Raw genomic sequence first — 19,713 nt, 5'->3', positions numbered from 1 at the left:
GCCGGTTTGCGGGCGCCTACTCCAGGTGGAAGGTGGCAGTGGCCCGGTCGGCGCTGGTGTCCACCGCTTCGAGCTGGAGCAGTCCGTCGCGGTGGCGGACGTACCGGCCGCTGTAGTTCTGCGACTCCAGCGAGAGCGCCTCGGGCGCGGCCAGGCCGGGACGGCGCTGGAAGCTCGCGTCGTTGTCGAACAGGGCGGAGCCGTCGTCGCGTTCGACGTAGAGGGCGAACGCGCGGTGCCTCAGGTAGTAGCCGGGGAAGTTCGTGGACTCCAGCGACACCGATCCGCCGCCGGCGAGGCCGGGGACGATGCGGAACTGCGAGTCGGCCAGCTTCGTCACGTTCGGCTCGACGCGGGCGCGGTAGTCGTAGTGCCGGACGTAGCTCGTCGTCAGGTCGTGTGACCGCAGCCGGACCGGGGTGGCCCCGTCGGGCACGGGGATGCCGAAGTTCGGGGTGCCGTCGGCGTTCCAGTACAGCTTCTGGATCCGGGTCCGCCGGTTCGGGTCGTTGAGCGGGTCGCCGCTGATGTCCCGGTAGTTGCGGTCGTGGTAGACCAGGATGTCGCTCTGCCCGTCCTCGGAGACGGTGAAGGAGTTGTGTCCGGGGCCGTACTGGCCGGTGGCGGCGCTGCTGGCGAACACCGGGGTCGGGCTCTTGCTCCAGGCGGCGGCGTCGAGCAGGTTCGCGCCGGCGGACGCGGTCAGCATGCCGAGGCAGTAGTTGGCGTCGGTGGCGCTCGCCGAGTAGGTGAGGAACACCCGGCCGTTGCGCTGGATCACCGTCGGGCCCTCGGCCACCCGGTAACCCCGGGTCTCCCAGTCGTACGTCGGCACCACCAGCCGGGTCACCGTGCCGGTGATCTGCCACGGGTTGGCGCCCATCCGGGCGAGGTAGACGTTGGAGTTGGTGGAGATGCCGGGTTCCTGCTGGGCCCAGGTCAGGTACCGCACCCCGTTCACGACGAACGTGGAGGCGTCCAGGCTGAACGTGTCCCACGGCGTGGTGATCCGGCCGCGTTCGGTCCACGAGCCGGACAGCGGGTTCGCGCTCGCGTTCTCCAGCACGTACATCCGGATCCGCCAGACGTCGTCGGTGCGTCCGGCGGCGAAGTAGACGTACCACTTGCCGTCTATGAAGTGGATCTCCGGCGCCCAGATGTGGGCGCCCATCTCTCCGCTGGTGTGCCGGCGCCAGATCGTCGTCTCCGCGGCGCCGGCCAGTCCCTGGAGGGTGGTGGCCCGCCGGAGCACGATCCGGTCGTACTCCGGCACCGTCGCGGTCATGTAGTAGTAGCCGTCGGTGTGCTTGACGATGTGCGGATCGGCACGCTGGTTGACCAGCGGGTTGGTGTGGTTCACCGCCGGTGCGGCCTGCGCGGGTCCGGCCACCGGCAGGCCGGCGGTCACGGCGATCGCCGCGAGCGCCGCGGCCAGCATCGGCCGCAGGCGACGGCGTGCGGGCGCCGCGCCGGCCCGGTGGGCCGTGCGGAGCAGGTGTCGAAGCGGCATGTGCCCTCCCAGGTGGGCCAGGTATCGGGGGTGGTCCCGGGTCAGTAGACGTAGGGCCAGGCGTCGGCGTCGTAGCCGATGCGGTTGACGCCGAGCAGCGACGCGCCGTTGTCGGCGTAGTAGTGGTAGAAGAGGACGTCGCCGTCGGTGTCGGCGAGGACCGCCTGGTGGCCGGGCCCGTGCACGCTGCCGTGCGAGGCGAGGATCTGGGTGCCGCCCCCGGCGAGCATGTCCCGGCCGGCGCGGTCCAGGAACGGCCCGGTCGGGCTCGCCGAACGGCCGACCATGATCCGGTACGTGCTGGCGGCGCCCTGGCAGCATCTGTCGAACGAGACGTACAGGTAGTACCAGGCGCCGCGCTTGACCAGGACCGGCGCCTCGATGCCGGGGCCGTAGTTCGCGAGACCGTACATGGCGGTGCCGAGCCGGCGTCCGGTGGCCGGGTCGATCGGGATCATCTTGATGCCGGACCAGAACGAGCCGAAGGTGAGCCACCAGCGGTCCTGGTCGTCGACGGTGAGGTTCGGGTCGATGGCGTTGAAGTCGTCGGTGGTCCGCGACTCGACGACCAGCCCCTCGTTGGTCCAGCTCCCGGAGGCTCCGGTGGCGCTGGTGGCCAGGAAGATCGCCGAACGGTTGGAGCCGAAGGTCGACGCCGAGTAGTACAGGTGATAGCGCCCGTTGCGGTACGACAGGTCGGGCGCCCAGAGGTTGCGCGCGCCACCCGTGTACGTGGTGGTCCACGGCGCGCCACCGGGGAAGACGGTGCCCGCGTTGCGGAAGGCCACCCGGTCGGTGGAGGTCTTCAACGCGATGTCGTCACCGGTGTGCGCGACGAGGTAGGTGCCGTCGGGTCGTCTGACCACCGTCGGGTCGTGCACGCCGATGTCGCCGGTGACCCGGCCGGGCTGCGGATACGCCGGCGCCGGAGTGGTGGGTGCCGGGGTGGTCGGCGTCCCGCCGCCCAGGCGGATCAGCTGCCACTGCTGGTTGCCGCCGTCCAGGTCGGAGTAGCCGGCCAGCCGGCCGCCGTCGGCGGTCGACCAGCCCCACACGTCGATCACCTTGTTCCACTGGCGGTTCACGAACCGCACGAACCCGCCCGCGGAGTCCTGCAACCGGAACTGCTGCGTGGCCGACGACCTGTCGGTGGACTGCACCAGCTGGGTGCCGTCGCTGCCGCTCGGCAGTTCCAGCACCTTCCCGCTGTGCCGCGACCGCACCCTGTAGAAGCCGCCACCGGCGTCCACGAACTGCCACTGCTGCACCGCGAGGTCGTTGCGCGTCCACTGGTTCACCGGCGCGTTCTCCGCCGTCGACCAGTCGTACAGGTCCATCGCCTTGCCGCTGTGCCGGTTCACGAACACGTACGACGCGGTCGTGTCCACCGTCGCCGCCGAGGCGGGCGGCACCCCGGCCAGCGCCCCCGCGCCGAGTGCCAGGGTCGCCGAGACCACCACCGCAACCGTCCGCGTCGTCTGAGCGGTCCGTGCCACCGAAACCTCCCGCGCTTGGTCGCTTCCGCTCCCGAGATCACGAGACGGGGCGAGCGATCATGGCAGCGGCGTTACGTCCGGGTTACCAGTCATGTTTTCGATAACATAGACGGCTGTCAAGGTGATCGGGTGGTCGAAGCTTCCCGAAGGCTTTTCTGTGGCCGGATGGCGACACATGCCGGGACACTGCCTCGGCATTGGTTAGCGTTAACAGACCTGGCGGATCGGCCCGGGTGGCACCGGGTCTCCGGCGGTCACCGAGGCTCGGCCGGGCCCCTGTCGCTCGCGTCCACCATGGTGACGGGGGTGCCCAGCTCCACCGTGCGGGACACGGTGCAGAGCCGGTCGTGTGACTGCCGCAGAGATCGGGGCAGCGCCTCGCGGGCCCGGTCACCGTCCGCGCCGGCCGGAAACGCCACCGCGAAGGTGACGGTGAGGTTCTCCATCCGGTTGCCGGCCTCCGGGTCGCGGATCTTGTCACCGCTCACCGTGACGGCGAACCGGGTCGGTTCGGCGCGCCGGCTGGTCACCAGGTCGACGTCGACGGCGGTGCAGCCGCCGAGCGCCGCCAGCAGCAGTTCCACGGGCGTGAAGGTCGCGTCCTCCCCCGTACCCATCGACAGCTCGCCGCCACGGGCGTTGCGCACGACGTACCTGCCCACGCTGGTGCGCTCGATCTCCACCGACCGGAGCGTGTCCTCACTCATGCGACGAACCTACCGAAAGCGCTCCGCGAACGTGCGGTAGACCGGTGTGCCCGGCAGCCCGTCGCGCACGGCGAACACCACGAGGTCGAACCGGTCGACCACCCGGAGCGCGTCGGCGAACGCGCCGGCCACCACGGCCGGGTCGTTGCGGAACACCCCGCACCCCCACGCGCCCAGCACCACTGTCCGATGCCCGTGCGCGGCCGCCACCTCCAGCACCCGCCGGGCCCGCCGGCCCAGCACCGCCGGCACGTCCGGCGCGCGCTCCGGCTGGTTGCGCACGATCGCGCCCAGGTTCGGCGCCGCCGCGGTCAGGAAGGACGTCGTGTACGGCCGGTCGAGCAGGTTCCCCTTGTCGTCACGGAACACCGGCACGCCCGGGGAGTAGACGACGCGGTCGCTGTAGCGCAGATCCCGTTGCCCCCGGTGGAAGGCATAGAAGTCCGGGGCGGCGAGCAGACAGGGATACAGCGCCGACGAGCGGGCGATGCTCTCCTCCTGCGCCTTCGCCCCGCCCAGGAACCCGCCACCCGGGTTCTTCGCCGACGCGAACACCAGACACGCCGCGCCGGGTCCGAGCCGGCGGGCCGCCTGCAACGTCGACTCGTACGTCACCTCGACGGTGTCGGCGCCGGGCTTCGCGCCGTCGAGGTGGAGGACCTCGTCCGGCAGGTGCTCACGGGTGCCGTCGACCGCAGCGCGTACCGCCGCTTCGATCGTAATGTCCTCGCCGGCGTTGTTGCGGTAGCGCCCCGACTCGGCGATCGCGACCGTCTGCCGGGCGATCTCGCGGAGACGGCTGCTCATCCGGAACGCCCGTCGATGTCGTGCATGATCGGCAATCTAGGCAGCCGTCACCGCGACGGGCAACCGATTAGTGACCTCCGCTCCGGCCACGTCGCCTGGTGCGACCGGGCGACGAGGGGCCACCACGATGGACCGCGCCTTGCTAATGTCCGCCCAACCATTGATTGGCGTCATTCATACGGGGGTAGGCATGGCCAACCATGGGCACGACAGGCATTTCAGCAGATTCTTACGAGCTACGGCGCTCGCCGTCTCGCTCATCCTCCCCGTCGGCCTGGTGAGCCAGCCGGCTGCCGAGGCGACTCCGGCCGAGCAACTTCCCGCGTGCGCGGACCCGTCGGTGCCGGAGGACGTCAACCACGCCTCCATCCGGCTCGAAGGGCCGACGACCGGGACCGAGGTCGCGGTCGACGAGCACGGGAAGATCGCTCTCAGCGGCTTCCTGCACAAGAACGCCACCATGGTCGACGTCTCGGTCGGCCGGCTGACCACCACCGACATCACCCTCGGGCCGCCGCCGGCCGGTGTGTCGGACTGGTCGGCGTCGTGGACCGCCAGTCTTCGCCCGGCGGAACTGGGCGAGAACGAGGTGTGCGCCCGCGCCGAACGCGAACCCGGACGCTACGCCCGGATCCTGCGGTCCGTCACCGTGGTGGACCTGCTCCCGCCGAGCGCCGTCCCGGACCTGACCGTCGGCGCGATCACGGCGACCACGGCCAAGGCGACCTGGGGCGAGGCCACGGACAACTACGGCCTTGCCGGGTACGAGATCACCGTCGACGGCGGAACCCCGCACCGGACCACCATCGGCACCCGGTCGTACTCCATCACCGGGCTGTCGCCGTCCACCAACCACACGGTTTCCGTGGTCGCCGTCGACCTGGCCGGCAACAAGTCCGCGACCCGCGCCACGGCGTCCTTCACGACGGCCGCCGCCCCGCCGCCACCGGATCCCGACGCCGACCTGGTCCTCGACCCGGAGCAGGGTGCCGCCACGGCAACATGGCATCCCGACCCCGCAACCGAGACCAGCTACCGCGCCTACCTCGACGGCCAGTTGTACGACGAGTTCTCGCTGACCCACTTCTGCCAGGACACCGACGGCAATCCGGCGAACCCGTGCACGGCGGGGAACAGCATCGTCCTTCCGATCGGCCCCCTGGAGGAGTACACGCCGTACACGTTCCGGGTCGAGGCGCTACGCGCCGACCGCACGGTGGCCCGTGAGCTCTCCGCCGACTTCACCACCATGATCAATACGGACGAGGTGTCTCCCGCCGCCACCCAGCAGGCGGCAAGCGAAGGCTCTCAGTGCGCCGGGAGCGGCGGAGACTTCTACCTCGCTGCGGACTCGCGTACCAGTGTCACGGTGCCGGCCGGCAGCACGGAGCTGTTCCCGGGCTGCTACACCGTCTCGAACGACAGCTGCCTGGACGCCTTCCTACCGCCGTCCGGGGAGAAGCTCGTCAACTGCGCGGACAGCCTCACCCAGCTTCTCTTCTCGGCGGCACCGCCCGGCCGTGGTCCGGTGATCTCCTCGGTGGACCCGGTCCCCGGTCGCGTCTCGACGCTGTTCGATCCGGGCAATGCGACGATGCCGATCACCTGGTGCGCCCAGAACACCACCACGTGCACGCTCGTGCTGGCGCCTGCCGCGCAGGCCGTCCGGCTCGTCGCAGTCGCGCCCGCTGCCGCCGTCGGCACCTCCTGGGTCGTCGTCGCTCTCTCGGGAATCGGCATCGGACTCGCGCTCTGGGCGCTGCTCGAGATCCTCTTCCCCGGTCAGATCGGCATCCACGGCATCCTCGAGTACCCGATCCGCCACGACACCGACTTCGACACGTTCGAGAACTGGGGCGCGGACGAGGGCGAGTGGTACAACAGCTTGAAGATCTACGCGGAGGTGATCAAGACGACGAAGCTGGTGGCCGACCGGGACGGCATTCCCTTCGCCTGGACCAACGCCGAGGACGGCCGGCTCAAGCGGATCATCGATGCGGCGTGCACCGCCCAGCGTGGCACCCAGGGTACGGCCGGCTGCGACAACGGCTTCGCCGTCTACGTCCCCGGTGGCGTGTCCTACGACCTCCGGCCCATGAAGGAGACCGGGACCCACATCGTGACGGCGATGGGTGACGGTGGATATCCGCAGCCACCGACGCGGGCCCAGTGGTTCTACCCGGCTCGCAGCCAGGGCGGTCGGGCCGCCATCGACGCCGGCTATCCACGCCGGTGGTTCAACACCCATTTCACGCCGAACGAGTGCACCGGGCGCGCGCCGGGAACCGTGTGCGACGAGTTCCCGTTCTGGGTGACGAACCAGGCGGTGAACCTGTCGGGCGAGCGTGCTTCCCTGAAGCCGGTTCCACCGTCGGAGTCGAGCCCGCAGGGCACCGAGATGTCGGCGTTCTTCCGCAAGTGCGAGGTCGCCGACGGAGAGCGGTTCATCGTGCTGCCGGTGAAGCCGTGGGTCGCGGCGAACGGGCCGAGCTTCGGGTTCCGGGTCAGTGAGGGCGGGGCCAGCATGTGCATGAGCCCCAAGCCGGCGGCGGCTCCCTGATGCTCGACGACATGCGCGTACTGCGTGACGCCGTCGCGGAGTACCGTGCGGCGGCGACCGCGGCCGGCCTCGACTGGCCCGAGCACGCCGAGGCGCCCGCCGGGCAGCCGCCCGGCTCGGTCTACCGCATCTTCGGCGTGGACCACGTCGCGGAGCAGCTGACCTGGTTCCAGTCACAGAACTGGCCGCCCCGGCGGCTGCTTCCCAACGGCGGCTGGATCATGCCGTGGCCGGCCGACGGGGGCGAGGAACTCGACACCCTGGCCATCTCGATCGGCACGCCGTTCCCGTGGCGGCACCAGGTGCGCTTGTTCAACTTCGAGCATCTGGTCTACACGTTCGTGCTCGCCGGCGAGTACGAGGGCGAGATCTGGCGTTACGAGTTCACCCCCGACGTCTGGGGTTCGGCTCGTGCCGCCACCAGCCTCGCCGCGCTCTTCACCGGCTGGACGAAGGGGATCGCCGCCGGCGCGGTCGTTCACGATGACCTCAACGGCTGGCTCCAGGTCAGGGAAGACGGGCAGGACGAGGTAGCCGTGCTCCGGGAACGGGTTCCCGACGTCGATTTCCTGACCTTTCCGGTGTATGTGGCGGACGAGTCACTGCTGCGGGCGCGGCAGCGCGAATGCGGGGTCGACATGGACTGCATCGAGCGGGGATTCGACTGCTACGAGGAACTGTCCGACACGGTGCGGGCCACTCGGAGGTCGCTCGGCATCTGACCCGGCACCGCGGGCCGGGGGATGCCCGGGTTCGCACCGGCGATCTCATCCGTCGCTCCGAGCGCACTGGCGGCCAGTGCGCTCGGAGCGACCACGCGGCGTCCCGGTGTGGCAATCCGTCCCGTCCGGCGATCACGTACCGGCGCCGAGCTGCCACATCCGAAGGTTCCTGATCCGCGCTGCCCGACCCGTGGTAGCCGACGATCCCGCCGTGGGAAGGCGCACCGTGAAGCGGGCTCCCCGGCCCGGATGACCCTCGGCCTCGATTGTGCCGTGGTGGCTGGTGACGACCTCCTGAAGCAGCGCCAGTCCCAGGCCGAAGCGGCGGTCTCCGGCGCCCGCGCCACGGTGGAACCGGTCGAAGATCCGCCGGGCGTCCGCCTGGTCGAAGCCCTTGCCGGTGTCGGCGATCACGAACTCCGCGGCGTTGTCCACCGCCCGCAGCGTCACGGTGATCCGGCCTCCCGCGGGGGTGTGGGCGAGCGCGTTCGCCAGCAGTTCGCCGACGACCCGGCGCAGGGCCGACTCGACACCCGGCACCGGCAGCGGGTCACCCGGGACGTCCAGGACGAGCGTGACCTGGCGCTCGGCTGCCCGGTCACCCTCGGCGGCGACTGTCGTACCGATCAGCGCGGTGAGGTCGACCGGCGGGTCCGGCTCCCGGTCGGCGGGCGCGGCGGCGAGCCGGGCGGAGAGCAGCAGGTCGTCGACGATCTCGCCGAGCCGGCGCGTGGTGCCGATCAGCCGTTCCAGGTCGTCCAGGTTCGTGGCGGCGCCGTCGTTGCGTGCCCGGCGCGCGATCAGCTGGGCCCGGGTGTGCACCTGGGCGATCGGCGTCCTCAGCTCGTGGCTGGCGTCCGCGACGAAGCGGCGCTGCCGGGTCAGCGCCTCCGCGAGCGGCGCGACGGCACGGCGGCCGACGAGCACACCGGTGAGCACGGCGGCGAGCAGCCCGGCCGCCGCCGCGAGACTGAACGCGAGCAGGAGGTGCCGGCGGTCGGAGAGCTGGAAGCGGGCGTCGAACACCGCCTGGACGACGGTGTCGCCGCGCGCCTCGGTGCGTACGTGGTACGTGGTGCCGTTACGCGCGACGGTGGTGATCTCGGTGGTCCGGTTCGCCGCCACGGTGGCCAGCGTGTCGTGCAACGGGAAGCCCGGTGGCGGCGGGTTCGCGCCGGTGCGCACGGTGGCGCCGTCGTACCGGAAGATCCAACTGCATGCGGGCGGCCCGGCGATCGTCCCGTGTTCCGTGCCCCACGCCAGCTCACGCTGGATCTGCGCCTCCTGGCCGCGGACCAGGACCGCGTAGGAGATGCCGCCGGCCAGCAGGAGCAGGCCGCCGATGGTGAGGCCGACGAGCAGGCCGATCCGTAGCCGGGCCCGTCTGACGATCGCCTTCTCGACCGCCTCCATCAGAGGGTCCCGAGGCGGTAGCCGAGACCGTGCACGGTGCGTACCACCGCGCGGCCGAGCTTGCGCCGCAGGTAGTAGACGTACGTGTCCACTATCGATGCGCCGGCAGCCTCCTCGAAGACCTTGCGGCGCAGCACGGCTCGCGGATGGACGGCGTTCGGCCGGGCCGCCAGCACCCGCAGCAGCTCGAACTCGCGGGTGGACAGCGCCACCCGGGTGCCGTCGGGCAGCACCGCCTCGCGCGGTCCCAGGTCGAGTCGCCCGGCGCCGATGCGCAGCACGTCGGTCGGCTCGGGCCGGCGCCGGCACAGCGCCCGGACCCGGGCGCTCAGTTCGTCGAGGTCGAACGGTTTGACCAGGTAGTCGTCGGCGCCCGCGTCCAGCCCGGCGATCCGGTCGTCGACGGTGCCGAGGGCGGTGAGCATCAGGGTACGGGCCGGGACCGCCCGGGCGCGCAGGCGGGTGACCAGGTCGAGGCCGTCGAGCGCCGGCAGCATCCGGTCGATGACCATCACGTCGTACGGGCGGGTCAGCCCGAGATGCAGCCCGCGCTGGCCGTCGAAGGCCTGGTCGACCAGGTAACCTTCGTGGCCGAGCGTCTCGGTGAGCATCTCGGTCAGATCCGCGTCGTCCTCGACCAGCAACAGCCGGTTCGATGTTCCGCCCCGCATATGTTAACGATCTCATAGATGGTTGACGATGGAAGCGTCAGTACTTGCCTCTTCAACTATCTGAAACCGCCAGCGCGGGCGTCCGTACGCCGTCGGGCTGCCGCGCCTCCCGGCGCTCGATCCAGCTCAGCGCCGGCGTCGTCATCAGCGTGGTGACAAGCGCGACCAGCACCAGCACGGTGAACAGGGCGGGGCTCACGATGCCCGCCTCCAGCCCGACGTTCAGCGCGATGAGCTGCATCAGGCCACGGGCGTTCATCAGCGCGCCGACCCGCATCGCGACGCTCGACGGCTCACCCCGCAGCCGGGCCGCCGCCCAGCAGGCGCCGAACTTGCCGGCGATCGCCGCCGTCACGCAGGCCAGCGCGAACAACAGCACCGGCGGCGAGGCGAGCAGGCCGAACTCCGTACGCAGGCCCGAGTAGGTGAAGAACAACGGCAGGAAGAGCGTCGCGGCGACCGGTGTGAGCGTGTCCACCACCTTGTCGGTGTTGTCGGTGCGCGGCATCACCACGCCGACCGCGAACGCGCCGAAGACCGCGTACAGCCCGATCTCGTCGGTGTACCAGGCGACCAGGAACAGCAGGGCGACCGTGCCGAGCAGCCGGGCGCGGTCGTTGAGGGCCCGGTGGGTCATCAGCGTGGCGGCGGCCGTACGCCCGCCGAACCAGAGCACCAGCCCGAACAGGACCGCTCCGCCCGCGGTGACGATCGCCGGACCGGCCCGGCCGGACGCGACCGCCAGCACGGCGGCCAGCATGATCCAGGCGACCACGTCGTCGATCGCGCCGCTGGCCAGGGCGAGCGTGCCGTGCCGGGTGCCGGCGTGCCCTTTCTCGGTGATGATCCGGGCCAGCATCGGGAACGCGGTGATGGCCAGGGCGACGCCGACGAACGCGGCCGAGACCCCGAGTGACGTCCCGTCGGCCTGGATCGGCACAACGCCCGCCGTCACCAGCACCAGCAGCGCCCCCAGCAGCAGCGGCGCGGTGACCCCGGCCAGCGAGATCACGCCGGCGGTGCCGGCGAGCCCGGTGACCCGATGGCTGCTGAACGCGTACCCGGCCTGGAACATGAACAGCACCAGGCCGACCTGACCCACGATGTAGAGGACCGGGAGCAGGGGGGCCGGGAACAGGGCGTTCTGCACGTCCGGCAGGAGGAGCCCGAGCAGCGACGGGCCGAGCAGTACGCCGGCGAGCATCTCGCTGACCACGGCGGGCTGGCCCGCCTTGCCGAGCAGCCACGCGACCCCTTTGCAGAAGATCAGGATCACCGTGACCGCGATGAAGAACCGTGGCGCCAGCTCCGTTGGTGTCATCGGACAGCCCTCTCGAAGTAGTCGGTGCACAACCGCTGCCGGCGGGCGTCGACCACCATCCAGGTGCCGAACACCAGTTGCCGGATACTGCGGCCCACGTCGGCCCACCGGTCCCGCGACCGCATCGCGGCCAGCCGCAGCCGCCCCGGCGGGGGGCTCCCGACCGGTGTCAGATACGCCGGGCCCCGGCTGGGCAGCGACCGGGTGTGTGAGACGGAGGAGGTCAGCACGTAGCGGCGCAGCACCTCGCGGGTCGCGGCGCGCATCATCACCGGCGCGACGCCGCGGGCCGGGCAGGCGCGGTTCGCGGTGACCCCGTACGGGATGAAGTGCGCGTCGCCGCGCTTGAGCGTCAGCCACCGGTCCGGGTCGAACCGGTCGTCACCGGCGGCCCCACCGCGGTGGAACGCCAGGTAGTTGAAGAGCAGCACCGTTCCGGCCGGCAGCGACACGCCGGTGGGCAGCGTGATCGGCGCCGAGGTGATCCGGTGCGCGACGCCGAAGAGCGGGTGCACCCGCAGCGTCTCGTCGATCACCCGGTCCAGCGCGTCGTCACCGTCCAGCCCGCGCTGCACGTCGGGGTGCGTGGCGAGGGCGAGCAGCACGTGCGCCATCGCCTCGGACATCTGCACCACGGCGGTGTTGAAGAACGCGCCCTGGAGATACCAGGCCGTCTCCTGGGCGGTGAACGGCGGCGGCAGCGTCACCGGGCAGGTGCCCGCCTCGATCCGGTCGCGCAGATACCCGGTCAGCCGCTCGCGCCGGCGCATGTGCCGCAGTCCGGTGCACTTCAGCCCGCTGACCACGTCGTCGGCGTTGGCGACGATCAGCGCCCGCGCGTGCGGCGGGCACGCCTCGCCGAAGACGAGCTCGTAGTAGACCTCGGCCCAGACCGGCATCATCAGGTCGCGCAGCCGGACGTGGCTGGTCCGGTCGGCCGGCAACAGGTCGAGCACCCGCCGGGTGGCGGCGGTGGCGAGAGCGTCGCAGCGCTCGCGGCGTACCGCGACCACCCGCCGGGTCGTGGCGGCGACGGTGCGGTAGCGCTCCCCCGGCTCCAGATGTTCCTGGTGCATGTGCGGTCCGGGCGCCAGCCAGTACCAGAACAGGTCCGACAGCCCGGCCCCGCGGCTGCGTCCGTCCGCCGCCGGATCGGCGTACACCCGCTCGAAGTGCTCCATGCCGACGACGGGGCCCGGCACCGGAACGCCTTCGACACCGTTGACTCTGACGAACACCCACTCCCGCAGCCGGACCACGGTGCGGGGCAGCCAGTACGGCACGGTCCACCCGATCCCGGCCAGGACCAGCAGGACGATCAGGGCGCTCATCCGCACGCCACCGTGGCGACCAGGTCGTCGCGCAGGTCGGCCGGCCCGGTGACGCCGGCCAGCGTCAGCGTCCGGTCGAGGTCGGCGTGGAGCAGGTCGAGCACGTGGCGTACCCCGGCGGCGCCGCCCACCGCGAGCCCCCACAGCACCGGACGGCCGACCAGCACCGCGCTCGCGCCGAGCGCCAGCGCCACCAGGACGTCGGCGCCCCGGCGGACACCGCCGTCGAGCAGCACCGGCAGCCGCCCGCCGACGGCCTCGACCACCGCGGGCAGCGCGTCCAGGGTGGCCAGCGCGCCGTCGAGCTGCCGGCCCCCGTGGTTGGAGACCAGCAGACCGTCGAGACCGTACGAGACGGCCAGCGCCGCGTCCGCCGGATGCAGCACCCCCTTCAGCAGGATCGGCAGCGCGGTGATCTCGCGCAGCCGGGCGATCCGGGCCCAGTCCAGCCCGGCGTCCATCTCGATGTCCCGCACCCGGCCGGTCGCGTCGCGCATGTTCTCGCAGCTCAGCCCGGCCGGCAGGTCGACGAAGCCGTGCCGCAGGTCGCGTTCGCGCCGGCCGAACACGGGCGAGTCGACGGTGACGACCAGAGCGCTGCACCCGGCCGCCTCCGCCCGCCGTACCACCGATGCGGTGAAGTCGAGGTCCGGCTGCGGGTACAGCTGGAACCAGAGCGGCCCGCCCGCGGCGGCGATCTCCTCGACCGGGCGGGTGGCCGCCATGCTGACCACCATGATCGTGCCCGCCTCGGTGGCGGCGCGGGCGGTGGCCACCTCGCCCTCGGGGTGGGCCAGCCGGTGGAACGCGGTCGGCGCGATCAGCACCGGCATCGAGATCCGGCTGCCGAACAGGGAGACCCGCAGGTCGCGCCGGGCGGCGCCGCGCAGGACGCGGGGCACCAGGTAGCGCCGGGCGAAGGCCGCCTCGTTGGCGCGCACCGTACGTTCCTCGCCGGCTCCGCCGGAGAAGAAGTCCCAGTGCACCGGGTCCAGGCGGCCCCGCGCGTCGGCGGCCAGCTCGGCCAGGTTCAGCGCCGGACCGTCCAGCGCCGCGTCGAGCGGGCGCATCTCAGCTCTCGGCACTGCTCAGGCAGCTGTCGACGAACGCGACGAGCGGCGCGACATGGGTCTCCGGCCGGTCCCACCGGTTCTCCAGGTTCTCCGCCAGGTGGTGGGTGGCGACGACCCGGCCCGCCCGGTGATGGCGGACGACCGGATGCAGGTAGGCGGCGTCGTGGGCCTGGCCGGCGACGTCCTGGGCGACCCGGTTGACGGTGACGTCGAACGGGTCCACCTGGTCGTGCTCGGGACCGTACTCCAGGGTGACCACGAAGGCGTGCTCGTAGTCGTGGTCGGGGGTACGCAGGCCGGTGCCGGTGAAGTACTCGACGGGCACCTCCTCGTGGTAGCGCGCGTCGGACCCGGCGACGGTGACCACGTCGGCGAGGAAGCCGAACTGCTGCCACAGCGCGGAGGTGCGGTTGACCCGCGCGACGACGGCGTCGGCGATCAGCTCCCCGGTGGCGTCCAGCTTCTCCGCCGGCCACGGCGTGTCCCCGTACCGCCGTTCCAGGATCCGGTGCAGCGCCCGGACGGCGTACCGGAAACCGTGGATGAAGCCGCTCGTCGAGCGTTTGAAGTCCCGCTCCTGGCTGATCGTGCCGGCGAAGTAGAGGCCGGGCACGTTCACCGACTCCCACTCCGGGGTCTGCGCCGGAAAGCGGTCCCGGATGGCGAGTTGCGGACGGCAGGTGTCGTCGAAGATGGACGCGTCGAAGGCGAACCCGGTGCAGGCGAGCACCCGGTCGTACCGCAGCTCCTTGACCACCTCGTCGGCGCGGGAGAACGAGAAGGTCACAGTGAAGCCGTCACCGTCGCGCTCGATCCGCTTGACGTCGCCGTCGAGGATCGCGTTCGCCGACTTCAGCTGGTAGGTGTCCAGGAAGTTGTTGTTCACCGCGCGCAGGTGTCCCACGTAGTGCGTGCGCCAGGCCATCCGGATGGAACTCGGCCCGGCCACGTGGATCAGCGTGGTGGTCTCCATCAGGTTGTCCGCGGTCTCGAACGCGGAGTTCCCCTTGCCGATGATCAGCACCTTCTGGTCCAGGTAGTCGCGCGGGTCGACGGACATCTCCGCGTACTGCTCGGCGAGTTCCAGGCCCGGGATCTCCGGCCGGTACGGCTGCGAGACGCCGGTGGCGACGACGAGCCGTCGCGCCCGGAACACCTCCTCCCCCGCCCGGACCTCGAACACCCCGTCGACCTTGCCGACCGACGTCACGCGGCAGCCGTACCGGACACGCGCCCCCGTCTTCGCGGCGAAGTCGGCCAGGTAGCGGACCATCACGTCGGCGTCGGGGAAGTACCGCTCGGTGTAGCCGGTGAACCGCAGCGCCGGGTCGTCGCTGAGCAGCGAGTTCCAGTCCAGCCGCAGGTTCAGCTCCGGATCGTCGGAGCCGGTGTGCGGCTTGTTGATGGAGATCAGTTGCCGGTGGCGGGGGAAGGTGGCGAAGAACGCCCCCGGTATCCGCGCCTGTTCCAGGACCAGATAGTCGCGCTTGCCGTCGGCCTCCAGCAGGGCCGCGAGCTGCAGGCCGGCCGGTCCGGCTCCGACGATCAGGTAGTCAAGCGTCATGTGCGTCCACCTCAGGAGAAGGAAACGGAGAAATCGGCGATCACATCGGCGGCGCGCCGCACGTCGGCGTCCAGCGGCCGGTCCGGGTCGATCGGCGGTACGACAGCGGCCACCGCGGCCAGCGCCTCGGCGCAGCCGGGCGCGGTCGGCGCACGCGCGCCGACGTACGCCGCCTGGCGCAGTCCCACCGCGAGCGATCCGACGATCAGGTGCAGCAGCCGGGTCTGGTCCAGCGCCCGCAGCGCGGCCTGGGTGCCGAGCGGGACGACGTCCTGGTTGTGCAGGTTGGTCGGCACGCTCTGCATGCTCGCGGGCATGGTGTCCCGGCGGATCTCGGTGATCAGGGCGGTCGCCGCCAGTTGCACGCCCTGGAGACCGTGCTGCTGTCCCGGGCCGGCGGCCAGCATCGGCGGCAGGCCGCCGTTGCGGTTCGGGTCGACGAGCAGATCCAGTTGCCGTTCGGCGAGGTTGCCGACCTGCGCCACGACCATCGACAGCACGTCGGCGGCGAACGCGGCCGGCTGCCCGAAGAAGTTGCCGCCGTGCACGACGAGGTCCTCGTCGGGAAAGAACAGCGGGTTGTCGGTCACGCTCGCGAGGTCGGCCCCGACGACGGCGTCGACGTAGCGCAGCGCGTCCTCGGCCGCGCCGAGCAGTTGCGGCGCGCACCTGATGCTGTACGGCTCCTGCAACGGGCGCGCCCCGGACGCGACGATCCCGGCGCCGACCCGCCGCATCCGCGCGCCCACGTCGACCGCGCCCGGATGGCCGTACGCGGCCAGCAGCCGGGCGTCGAGGAACTGCGTGTCGCTGCCCAGCAGATCGGCGAGCAGGCAGGTGAGCACCTGGACCGCCCGGTGCGCGCAGCGGGCCGCGTCCAGCGCCAGCGCCGTCGCCGCGGTGGTCAGCGACGTGCCGTTGACCAGGGCGAGCGCGTCCCGCCCGTCCAGCGGCAGCGGTTCCAGGCCGGCCCGCTGCAGCGCCTCGGCCGCCGGTAGCCGTACCCCGTCCAGGTAGGCGTGCCCACGGCCCCGTAACGCCTGGGCGGCGGCGCCCAGCGGGATCAGGTCACCGCTGGCGCCGACCGAGCCCAGCCGGGGCACCGCGGGGACGAACGTGGTCGCGAGCATCGCCGCGAGCGCGTCGATGACGTGCGGCGAGACCCCCGACGCGCCCCGGGCCAGCGACGCGGCCCGCAGCAGCAGTGTCGCGCGGACCACCTCCGGGTCGAGTTCCGGGCCCTGCCCCGCGCCGAGGTGGGCGAGCGTGTTGTCGGCCTGGTCGCGCAGGTCGGCGCGGCCCGCGTACCCGACGAGAGCGCCGAAGCCGGTGGTCGCGCCGTACACCGCGCGGTCGTCGCCGAGCACCGCGGACAGGAAGGTACGGGCGGCCGTGACGCGCTCCCTGGCCTGTGCTCCGACCACGACCTTGACCGGGTCACGGGCGGCACGGAGGTCGGCGATCCGCAGTGGGACATCGAGGTCCACCTCTGTCGTCATGCGATCGCACCCTAGAGACGAATTCTCAGAACGCTCTGAGATCGAGTCGCTACGTTGCGGCGCATGACGGTCGACTATCTGATCATCGGAGCCGGACCGGCCGGGTTGCAGCTCGCTCACCTGCTGGAGCGCGACGGCCGCGACTACCTGGTCCTGGAGGCCGGCCCGGCGCCGGGCACGTTCTTCACCACCTACCCCCGGCACCGGCAACTCATCTCGATCAACAAGGTCTGGACCGGGTCCGACGATCCGGAGTTCAACCTGCGCGCGGACTGGAACTCGCTGCTCACCGACGATCCGGCGCTGCTGTTCAAGAACTACAGCCGCCGGTACTTCCCGGACGCGGCCGACCTGGTGCGCTACCTCGCCGACTTCGCACGCGGCCTCCGGGTCAGGTACGACACCCGGGTCACCCGGATCGCGCGCGACGGCGACCTGTTCACCGTCGACGCCGGCGACGACACCCTCACCGCCCGCCGGGTGGTCGTCGCCACCGGCGTGTCCCAGCTGTACGTCCCGCCGATCGAGGGCGCCGCGCTCGCCGAGCGGTACGACACGGTCAGCGTCGACCCGGACGACTTCACGAACCAGCGCGTCCTCATCATCGGCAAGGGCAACTCGGCCTTCGAGACCGCTGACGCCCTGGTCGAGACGGCCGCTGTCATCCACGTCGCCGGCCCGCACTCGATCAAGCTGGCGTGGCAGTCGCACTACGTCGGGCACCTGCGAGCGGTGAACAACAACTTCCTCGACACGTACCAGCTCAAGTCGCAGAACGCGGTCCTCGACGGCGTCGTCGAGCGGATCGCCCGGCGCGACGACGGCGGCTACCGGATCGACTTCCGGTACGCCCGCACGGTCGAGGCGATCCGGCAGATCGACTACGACCGGGTCATCCTCTGCACCGGATTCCGGTTCGACGCGAGCATCTTCGACCCGTCCGCCCGGCCACGGCTGGTCATCAACGACCGCTTCCCGGAGCAGACCCCGGCGTACGAGTCGGTGAACGTGCCCGGCCTCTACTTCGCCGGCACCCTCACCCAGCAGCGCGACTTCAAGCGCTCGACGAACGGGTTCATCCACGGCTTCCGGTACGGCGTGCGGGCCCTGCACCGCATCCTCGGCGCCCGCCACCACGACACCCCGTGGCCGGCCACGCCGCTGGAACCCACCCCGGAGGCGATCGCCGACGCGGTCATCGCCCGGATCAACCGCACCTCCGCGCTGTGGCAGCAGTTCGCGGTCCTCGGCGACGTCGTCGTCGTCGACGGCGACACCGCGCGCTACCACGAGGAGGTGCCCGTCGCGTACGTGCACGACGGCGGCCTGGGCCCGGAGCCGTTCGCGTTCGTGGTCACCCTGGAGTACGGGCCGGACCACGACCAGGTCGACCCGTTCGACGTCACGGTGCCGCGGATCGCCGAGAACGACGCCGCGCACGCGCACGACGCCAGCTACCTGCACCCGGTCGTCCGGGTCCATCGCGGCGGCCGGGTCGTCGCGGCGCACCACCTCGCGGAGAACCTCGAGAACCACTGGAATCTGCCGGACGTGCACCACCAGCCGCTCGTGCTCTTCGTCAAGGGCGTGCTCTCCGATGCCGGCTGAGGTCTGGCCGCAGCCCGTGCTGGACCTGCTCGCCACCGGTGACGACCGGCCGGTCTTCGAGGACGGCGACCGGAGGGTCACCACGGCCCAGATGTACCGGCTGGTCCGTCGCATCGCCGCCGGGCTCCGGGCCGCGGGGGCCGGCCCCGGCGTCGGGGTGGCCCTGCGGCTCGGCGTCACCGCGGAGGCGTTCGCGGCGATCATCGCGGCGTTCGCGGTCGGCGCCCGGGTATCCGGAATCCGCCCCGACCTGACACCGGCCCACCGCACCTGGCAACTCGGCGAGAACACGCTGCTGGTCGACGACGCCCGGGTCGCCGAGTTGGCGGGCACCGCCGACGACGGAAGGCCGCTGATCGCCGCCGGTCGCCCGGACGACGTCGCCCGGATCGTCTGGACCAGCGGCAGCACCGGCAGCCCGAAGGGCTGCGCGCAGACGTACGCGGCGATGAGCGCCGCCTGGGCGCCGTACCCGGACCGGTGGCCCCCGGCGATCGCCGACCTCGCCAGCCGGCTCCAGCGTTACCTGGTCTTCGGCTCGCTGAGCAGCCAGGTGATGCTGGAGTACGGCATCCTCACCCTGGCCGCGGGCGGCACCCTCGTCGCGGCCCGGCCCCCGGGTTTCCCCGGCATGATCGCCCGGCACCGGGCGACCGCCAGCGTCATCACCGTGGGCAAGCTGTACCAGCTCGTGCGCGACCAGCGCGCCGATCCGGTCGACCTGAGCAGCCTGCGGGCCCTGCTGGTGTCCGGCTCCCCACTCCCACCGGGCCGGCTCGCCGAGGCGCTCGACGTGCTCGGCCCCGTCGTCTTTCAGGGCTACGGCCAGACCGAGACCGGCATGATCACGATGGTGACGCCGGCCGAGATGCTGGCGTCCCCGTCCGCGCTCGCCTCGGTCGGCCGCCCACCGGCGGTGACCGCGCTGTCCATCCGGGACGCCGACGGCCGGCCCGCCACCGAGGGGGAACTGTTCGTGCGGACGCCGGCGCAGGCCACCGCCTACTGGGACGATCCGGCCGAGACCGCCGACGTGTTCGTCGACGGCTGGGTGCGCACCCGCGACCTGGCCCGGCTCGACGGCGACGGCTACCTGCACCTGCTCGGCCGGATCCGGGACGTCGTCATCGTGCACGCCAACCTGGTGTACGCGGGCCCGATCGAACGGGTCCTCGCCGCCGATCCCACGGTCGCCGAGGCGTACGTCGTCGGCCGTCCCGACGACGTCACCGGGGAGGCGGTGCACGCGTACGTGGTACCGGCCGCCGGTCACGACATCGATGCCGGGCGGCTGCGTGCCGTGGTGACGGAGGCGCTGGGCGACTCGTCGGCACCGAAGACGATCCAGGCCATCGAGCGGGTTCCGGTGGCGGCGAGCGGCAAGCCGGACAAGCGCGCCCTGGCCTACCCGACACCCACATGATCTTCACC

15 protein-coding genes are annotated in these 19,713 nt (G+C 71.7%); 4 read left to right on the top strand and 11 right to left on the bottom strand.

The features are described from left to right. Positions 1-16: 16 nt before the first annotated feature. From KBX43_RS00580 to KBX43_RS00565, 4 genes are all read right to left on the bottom strand, one after another. A complete protein-coding gene (locus tag KBX43_RS00580) occupies positions 17-1,510 on the bottom strand; it encodes a family 43 glycosylhydrolase (RefSeq protein ID WP_247677019.1) in 1,494 nt (497 codons plus the stop codon). A 41-nt stretch (positions 1,511-1,551) separates the two neighbouring features. Then, positions 1,552-3,006, bottom strand: a complete 1,455-nt coding sequence (locus tag KBX43_RS00575) for a family 43 glycosylhydrolase (protein ID WP_210869257.1) — start codon at positions 3,004-3,006, stop codon at positions 1,552-1,554. A 254-nt stretch (positions 3,007-3,260) separates the two neighbouring features. Then, positions 3,261-3,713 (bottom strand): OsmC family protein, encoded by a 453-nt coding sequence (locus tag KBX43_RS00570; RefSeq protein WP_064445493.1) that lies wholly within the window; start codon positions 3,711-3,713, stop codon positions 3,261-3,263. 9 nt (positions 3,714-3,722) lie between these two features. Continuing rightward, positions 3,723-4,520: a TIGR02452 family protein gene (locus KBX43_RS00565; protein ID WP_069088332.1), complete on the bottom strand. Its 798-nt coding sequence runs from the start codon at positions 4,518-4,520 to the stop codon at positions 3,723-3,725. A 277-nt stretch (positions 4,521-4,797) separates the two neighbouring features. Between KBX43_RS00565 and KBX43_RS00560 the strand changes: the two genes are divergently transcribed. After that, complete coding sequence (locus tag KBX43_RS00560) at positions 4,798-7,080, top strand: fibronectin type III domain-containing protein (RefSeq protein WP_307851439.1); 2,283 nt, start codon at positions 4,798-4,800, stop codon at positions 7,078-7,080. 11 nt (positions 7,081-7,091) lie between these two features. Further along, a complete protein-coding gene (locus tag KBX43_RS00555; RefSeq protein WP_233607837.1) occupies positions 7,092-7,802 on the top strand; it encodes a hypothetical protein in 711 nt (236 codons plus the stop codon). Between the two features lie 132 nt (positions 7,803-7,934). On the opposite strand, the gene KBX43_RS00550 is transcribed toward KBX43_RS00555, so the two are convergent. Genes KBX43_RS00550 through hutH form a run of 7 tightly spaced genes read right to left on the bottom strand, consistent with a single transcriptional unit; the run spans position 7,935 to position 16,674 of the window. Then, positions 7,935-9,215 carry a HAMP domain-containing sensor histidine kinase gene (locus tag KBX43_RS00550; protein WP_166456169.1) on the bottom strand — a complete coding sequence of 427 codons (1,281 nt, stop codon included), beginning with the start codon at positions 9,213-9,215 and terminating at the stop codon, positions 7,935-7,937. Next, positions 9,215-9,886 carry a response regulator transcription factor gene (locus KBX43_RS00545; RefSeq protein ID WP_104112254.1) on the bottom strand — a complete coding sequence of 224 codons (672 nt, stop codon included), beginning with the start codon at positions 9,884-9,886 and terminating at the stop codon, positions 9,215-9,217. The genes KBX43_RS00550 and KBX43_RS00545 overlap by 1 nt, the downstream gene beginning before the upstream one ends. A 52-nt stretch (positions 9,887-9,938) precedes the next feature. Further along, positions 9,939-11,207, bottom strand: a complete 1,269-nt coding sequence (locus KBX43_RS00540; RefSeq protein WP_064445490.1) for a cation:proton antiporter — start codon at positions 11,205-11,207, stop codon at positions 9,939-9,941. After that, positions 11,204-12,538, bottom strand: a complete 1,335-nt coding sequence (locus KBX43_RS00535; RefSeq protein WP_210882257.1) for a cytochrome P450 — start codon at positions 12,536-12,538, stop codon at positions 11,204-11,206. The genes KBX43_RS00540 and KBX43_RS00535 overlap by 4 nt, the downstream gene beginning before the upstream one ends. Then, positions 12,535-13,608, bottom strand: coding sequence for an alpha-hydroxy acid oxidase (locus KBX43_RS00530; RefSeq protein WP_064445489.1), 1,074 nt, complete (start codon positions 13,606-13,608; stop codon positions 12,535-12,537). The genes KBX43_RS00535 and KBX43_RS00530 overlap by 4 nt, the downstream gene beginning before the upstream one ends. Position 13,609: 1 nt before the next feature. After that, a complete protein-coding gene (locus tag KBX43_RS00525; RefSeq protein ID WP_210882255.1) occupies positions 13,610-15,175 on the bottom strand; it encodes an NAD(P)-binding domain-containing protein in 1,566 nt (521 codons plus the stop codon). 11 nt (positions 15,176-15,186) lie between these two features. Continuing rightward, positions 15,187-16,674 carry a histidine ammonia-lyase gene (hutH, locus tag KBX43_RS00520; RefSeq protein WP_043322962.1) on the bottom strand — a complete coding sequence of 496 codons (1,488 nt, stop codon included), beginning with the start codon at positions 16,672-16,674 and terminating at the stop codon, positions 15,187-15,189. A gap of 63 nt (positions 16,675-16,737) precedes the next feature. Here hutH and KBX43_RS00515 point away from each other — a divergent pair, with 63 nt between their 5' ends. Both KBX43_RS00515 and KBX43_RS00510 read left to right on the top strand, forming a co-directional pair. Continuing rightward, positions 16,738-18,282, top strand: a complete 1,545-nt coding sequence (locus KBX43_RS00515) for an NAD(P)-binding domain-containing protein (protein WP_210882253.1) — start codon at positions 16,738-16,740, stop codon at positions 18,280-18,282. Continuing rightward, positions 18,272-19,705 (top strand): class I adenylate-forming enzyme family protein, encoded by a 1,434-nt coding sequence (locus tag KBX43_RS00510; protein WP_210882251.1) that lies wholly within the window; start codon positions 18,272-18,274, stop codon positions 19,703-19,705. The genes KBX43_RS00515 and KBX43_RS00510 overlap by 11 nt, the downstream gene beginning before the upstream one ends. The last annotated feature ends 8 nt before the right edge of the window (positions 19,706-19,713 follow it).

Origin of the sequence: Micromonospora sp. C41, from assembly GCF_018070485.1 — a bacterium.
Classification (GTDB): domain Bacteria; phylum Actinomycetota; class Actinomycetes; order Mycobacteriales; family Micromonosporaceae; genus Micromonospora; species Micromonospora chalcea.
Note: the sequence above shows the minus strand (reverse complement) of the source record. Positions and strands in the feature narration are given on the sequence as shown.

What these genes read in the sequence shown, in the direction of transcription:
- KBX43_RS00580 (WP_247677019.1), bottom strand. Translation starts at nt 1,510, where the DNA reads ATGCCGCTTCGACACCTGCTCCGCACGGCCCACCGGGCCGGCGCGGCG.
- KBX43_RS00550 (WP_166456169.1), bottom strand. Translation starts at nt 9,215, where the DNA reads ATGGAGGCGGTCGAGAAGGCGATCGTCAGACGGGCCCGGCTACGGATC.
- KBX43_RS00530 (WP_064445489.1), bottom strand. Translation starts at nt 13,608, where the DNA reads ATGCGCCCGCTCGACGCGGCGCTGGACGGTCCGGCGCTGAACCTGGCC.
- hutH (WP_043322962.1), bottom strand. Translation starts at nt 16,674, where the DNA reads ATGACGACAGAGGTGGACCTCGATGTCCCACTGCGGATCGCCGACCTC.
- KBX43_RS00545 (WP_104112254.1), bottom strand. Translation starts at nt 9,886, where the DNA reads ATGCGGGGCGGAACATCGAACCGGCTGTTGCTGGTCGAGGACGACGCG.
- KBX43_RS00510 (WP_210882251.1), top strand. Translation starts at nt 18,272, where the DNA reads ATGCCGGCTGAGGTCTGGCCGCAGCCCGTGCTGGACCTGCTCGCCACC.
- KBX43_RS00525 (WP_210882255.1), bottom strand. Translation starts at nt 15,175, where the DNA reads ATGACGCTTGACTACCTGATCGTCGGAGCCGGACCGGCCGGCCTGCAG.
- KBX43_RS00540 (WP_064445490.1), bottom strand. Translation starts at nt 11,207, where the DNA reads ATGACACCAACGGAGCTGGCGCCACGGTTCTTCATCGCGGTCACGGTG.
- KBX43_RS00570 (WP_064445493.1), bottom strand. Translation starts at nt 3,713, where the DNA reads ATGAGTGAGGACACGCTCCGGTCGGTGGAGATCGAGCGCACCAGCGTG.
- KBX43_RS00565 (WP_069088332.1), bottom strand. Translation starts at nt 4,520, where the DNA reads ATGAGCAGCCGTCTCCGCGAGATCGCCCGGCAGACGGTCGCGATCGCC.
- KBX43_RS00515 (WP_210882253.1), top strand. Translation starts at nt 16,738, where the DNA reads ATGACGGTCGACTATCTGATCATCGGAGCCGGACCGGCCGGGTTGCAG.
- KBX43_RS00535 (WP_210882257.1), bottom strand. Translation starts at nt 12,538, where the DNA reads ATGAGCGCCCTGATCGTCCTGCTGGTCCTGGCCGGGATCGGGTGGACC.
- KBX43_RS00555 (WP_233607837.1), top strand. Translation starts at nt 7,092, where the DNA reads ATGCGCGTACTGCGTGACGCCGTCGCGGAGTACCGTGCGGCGGCGACC.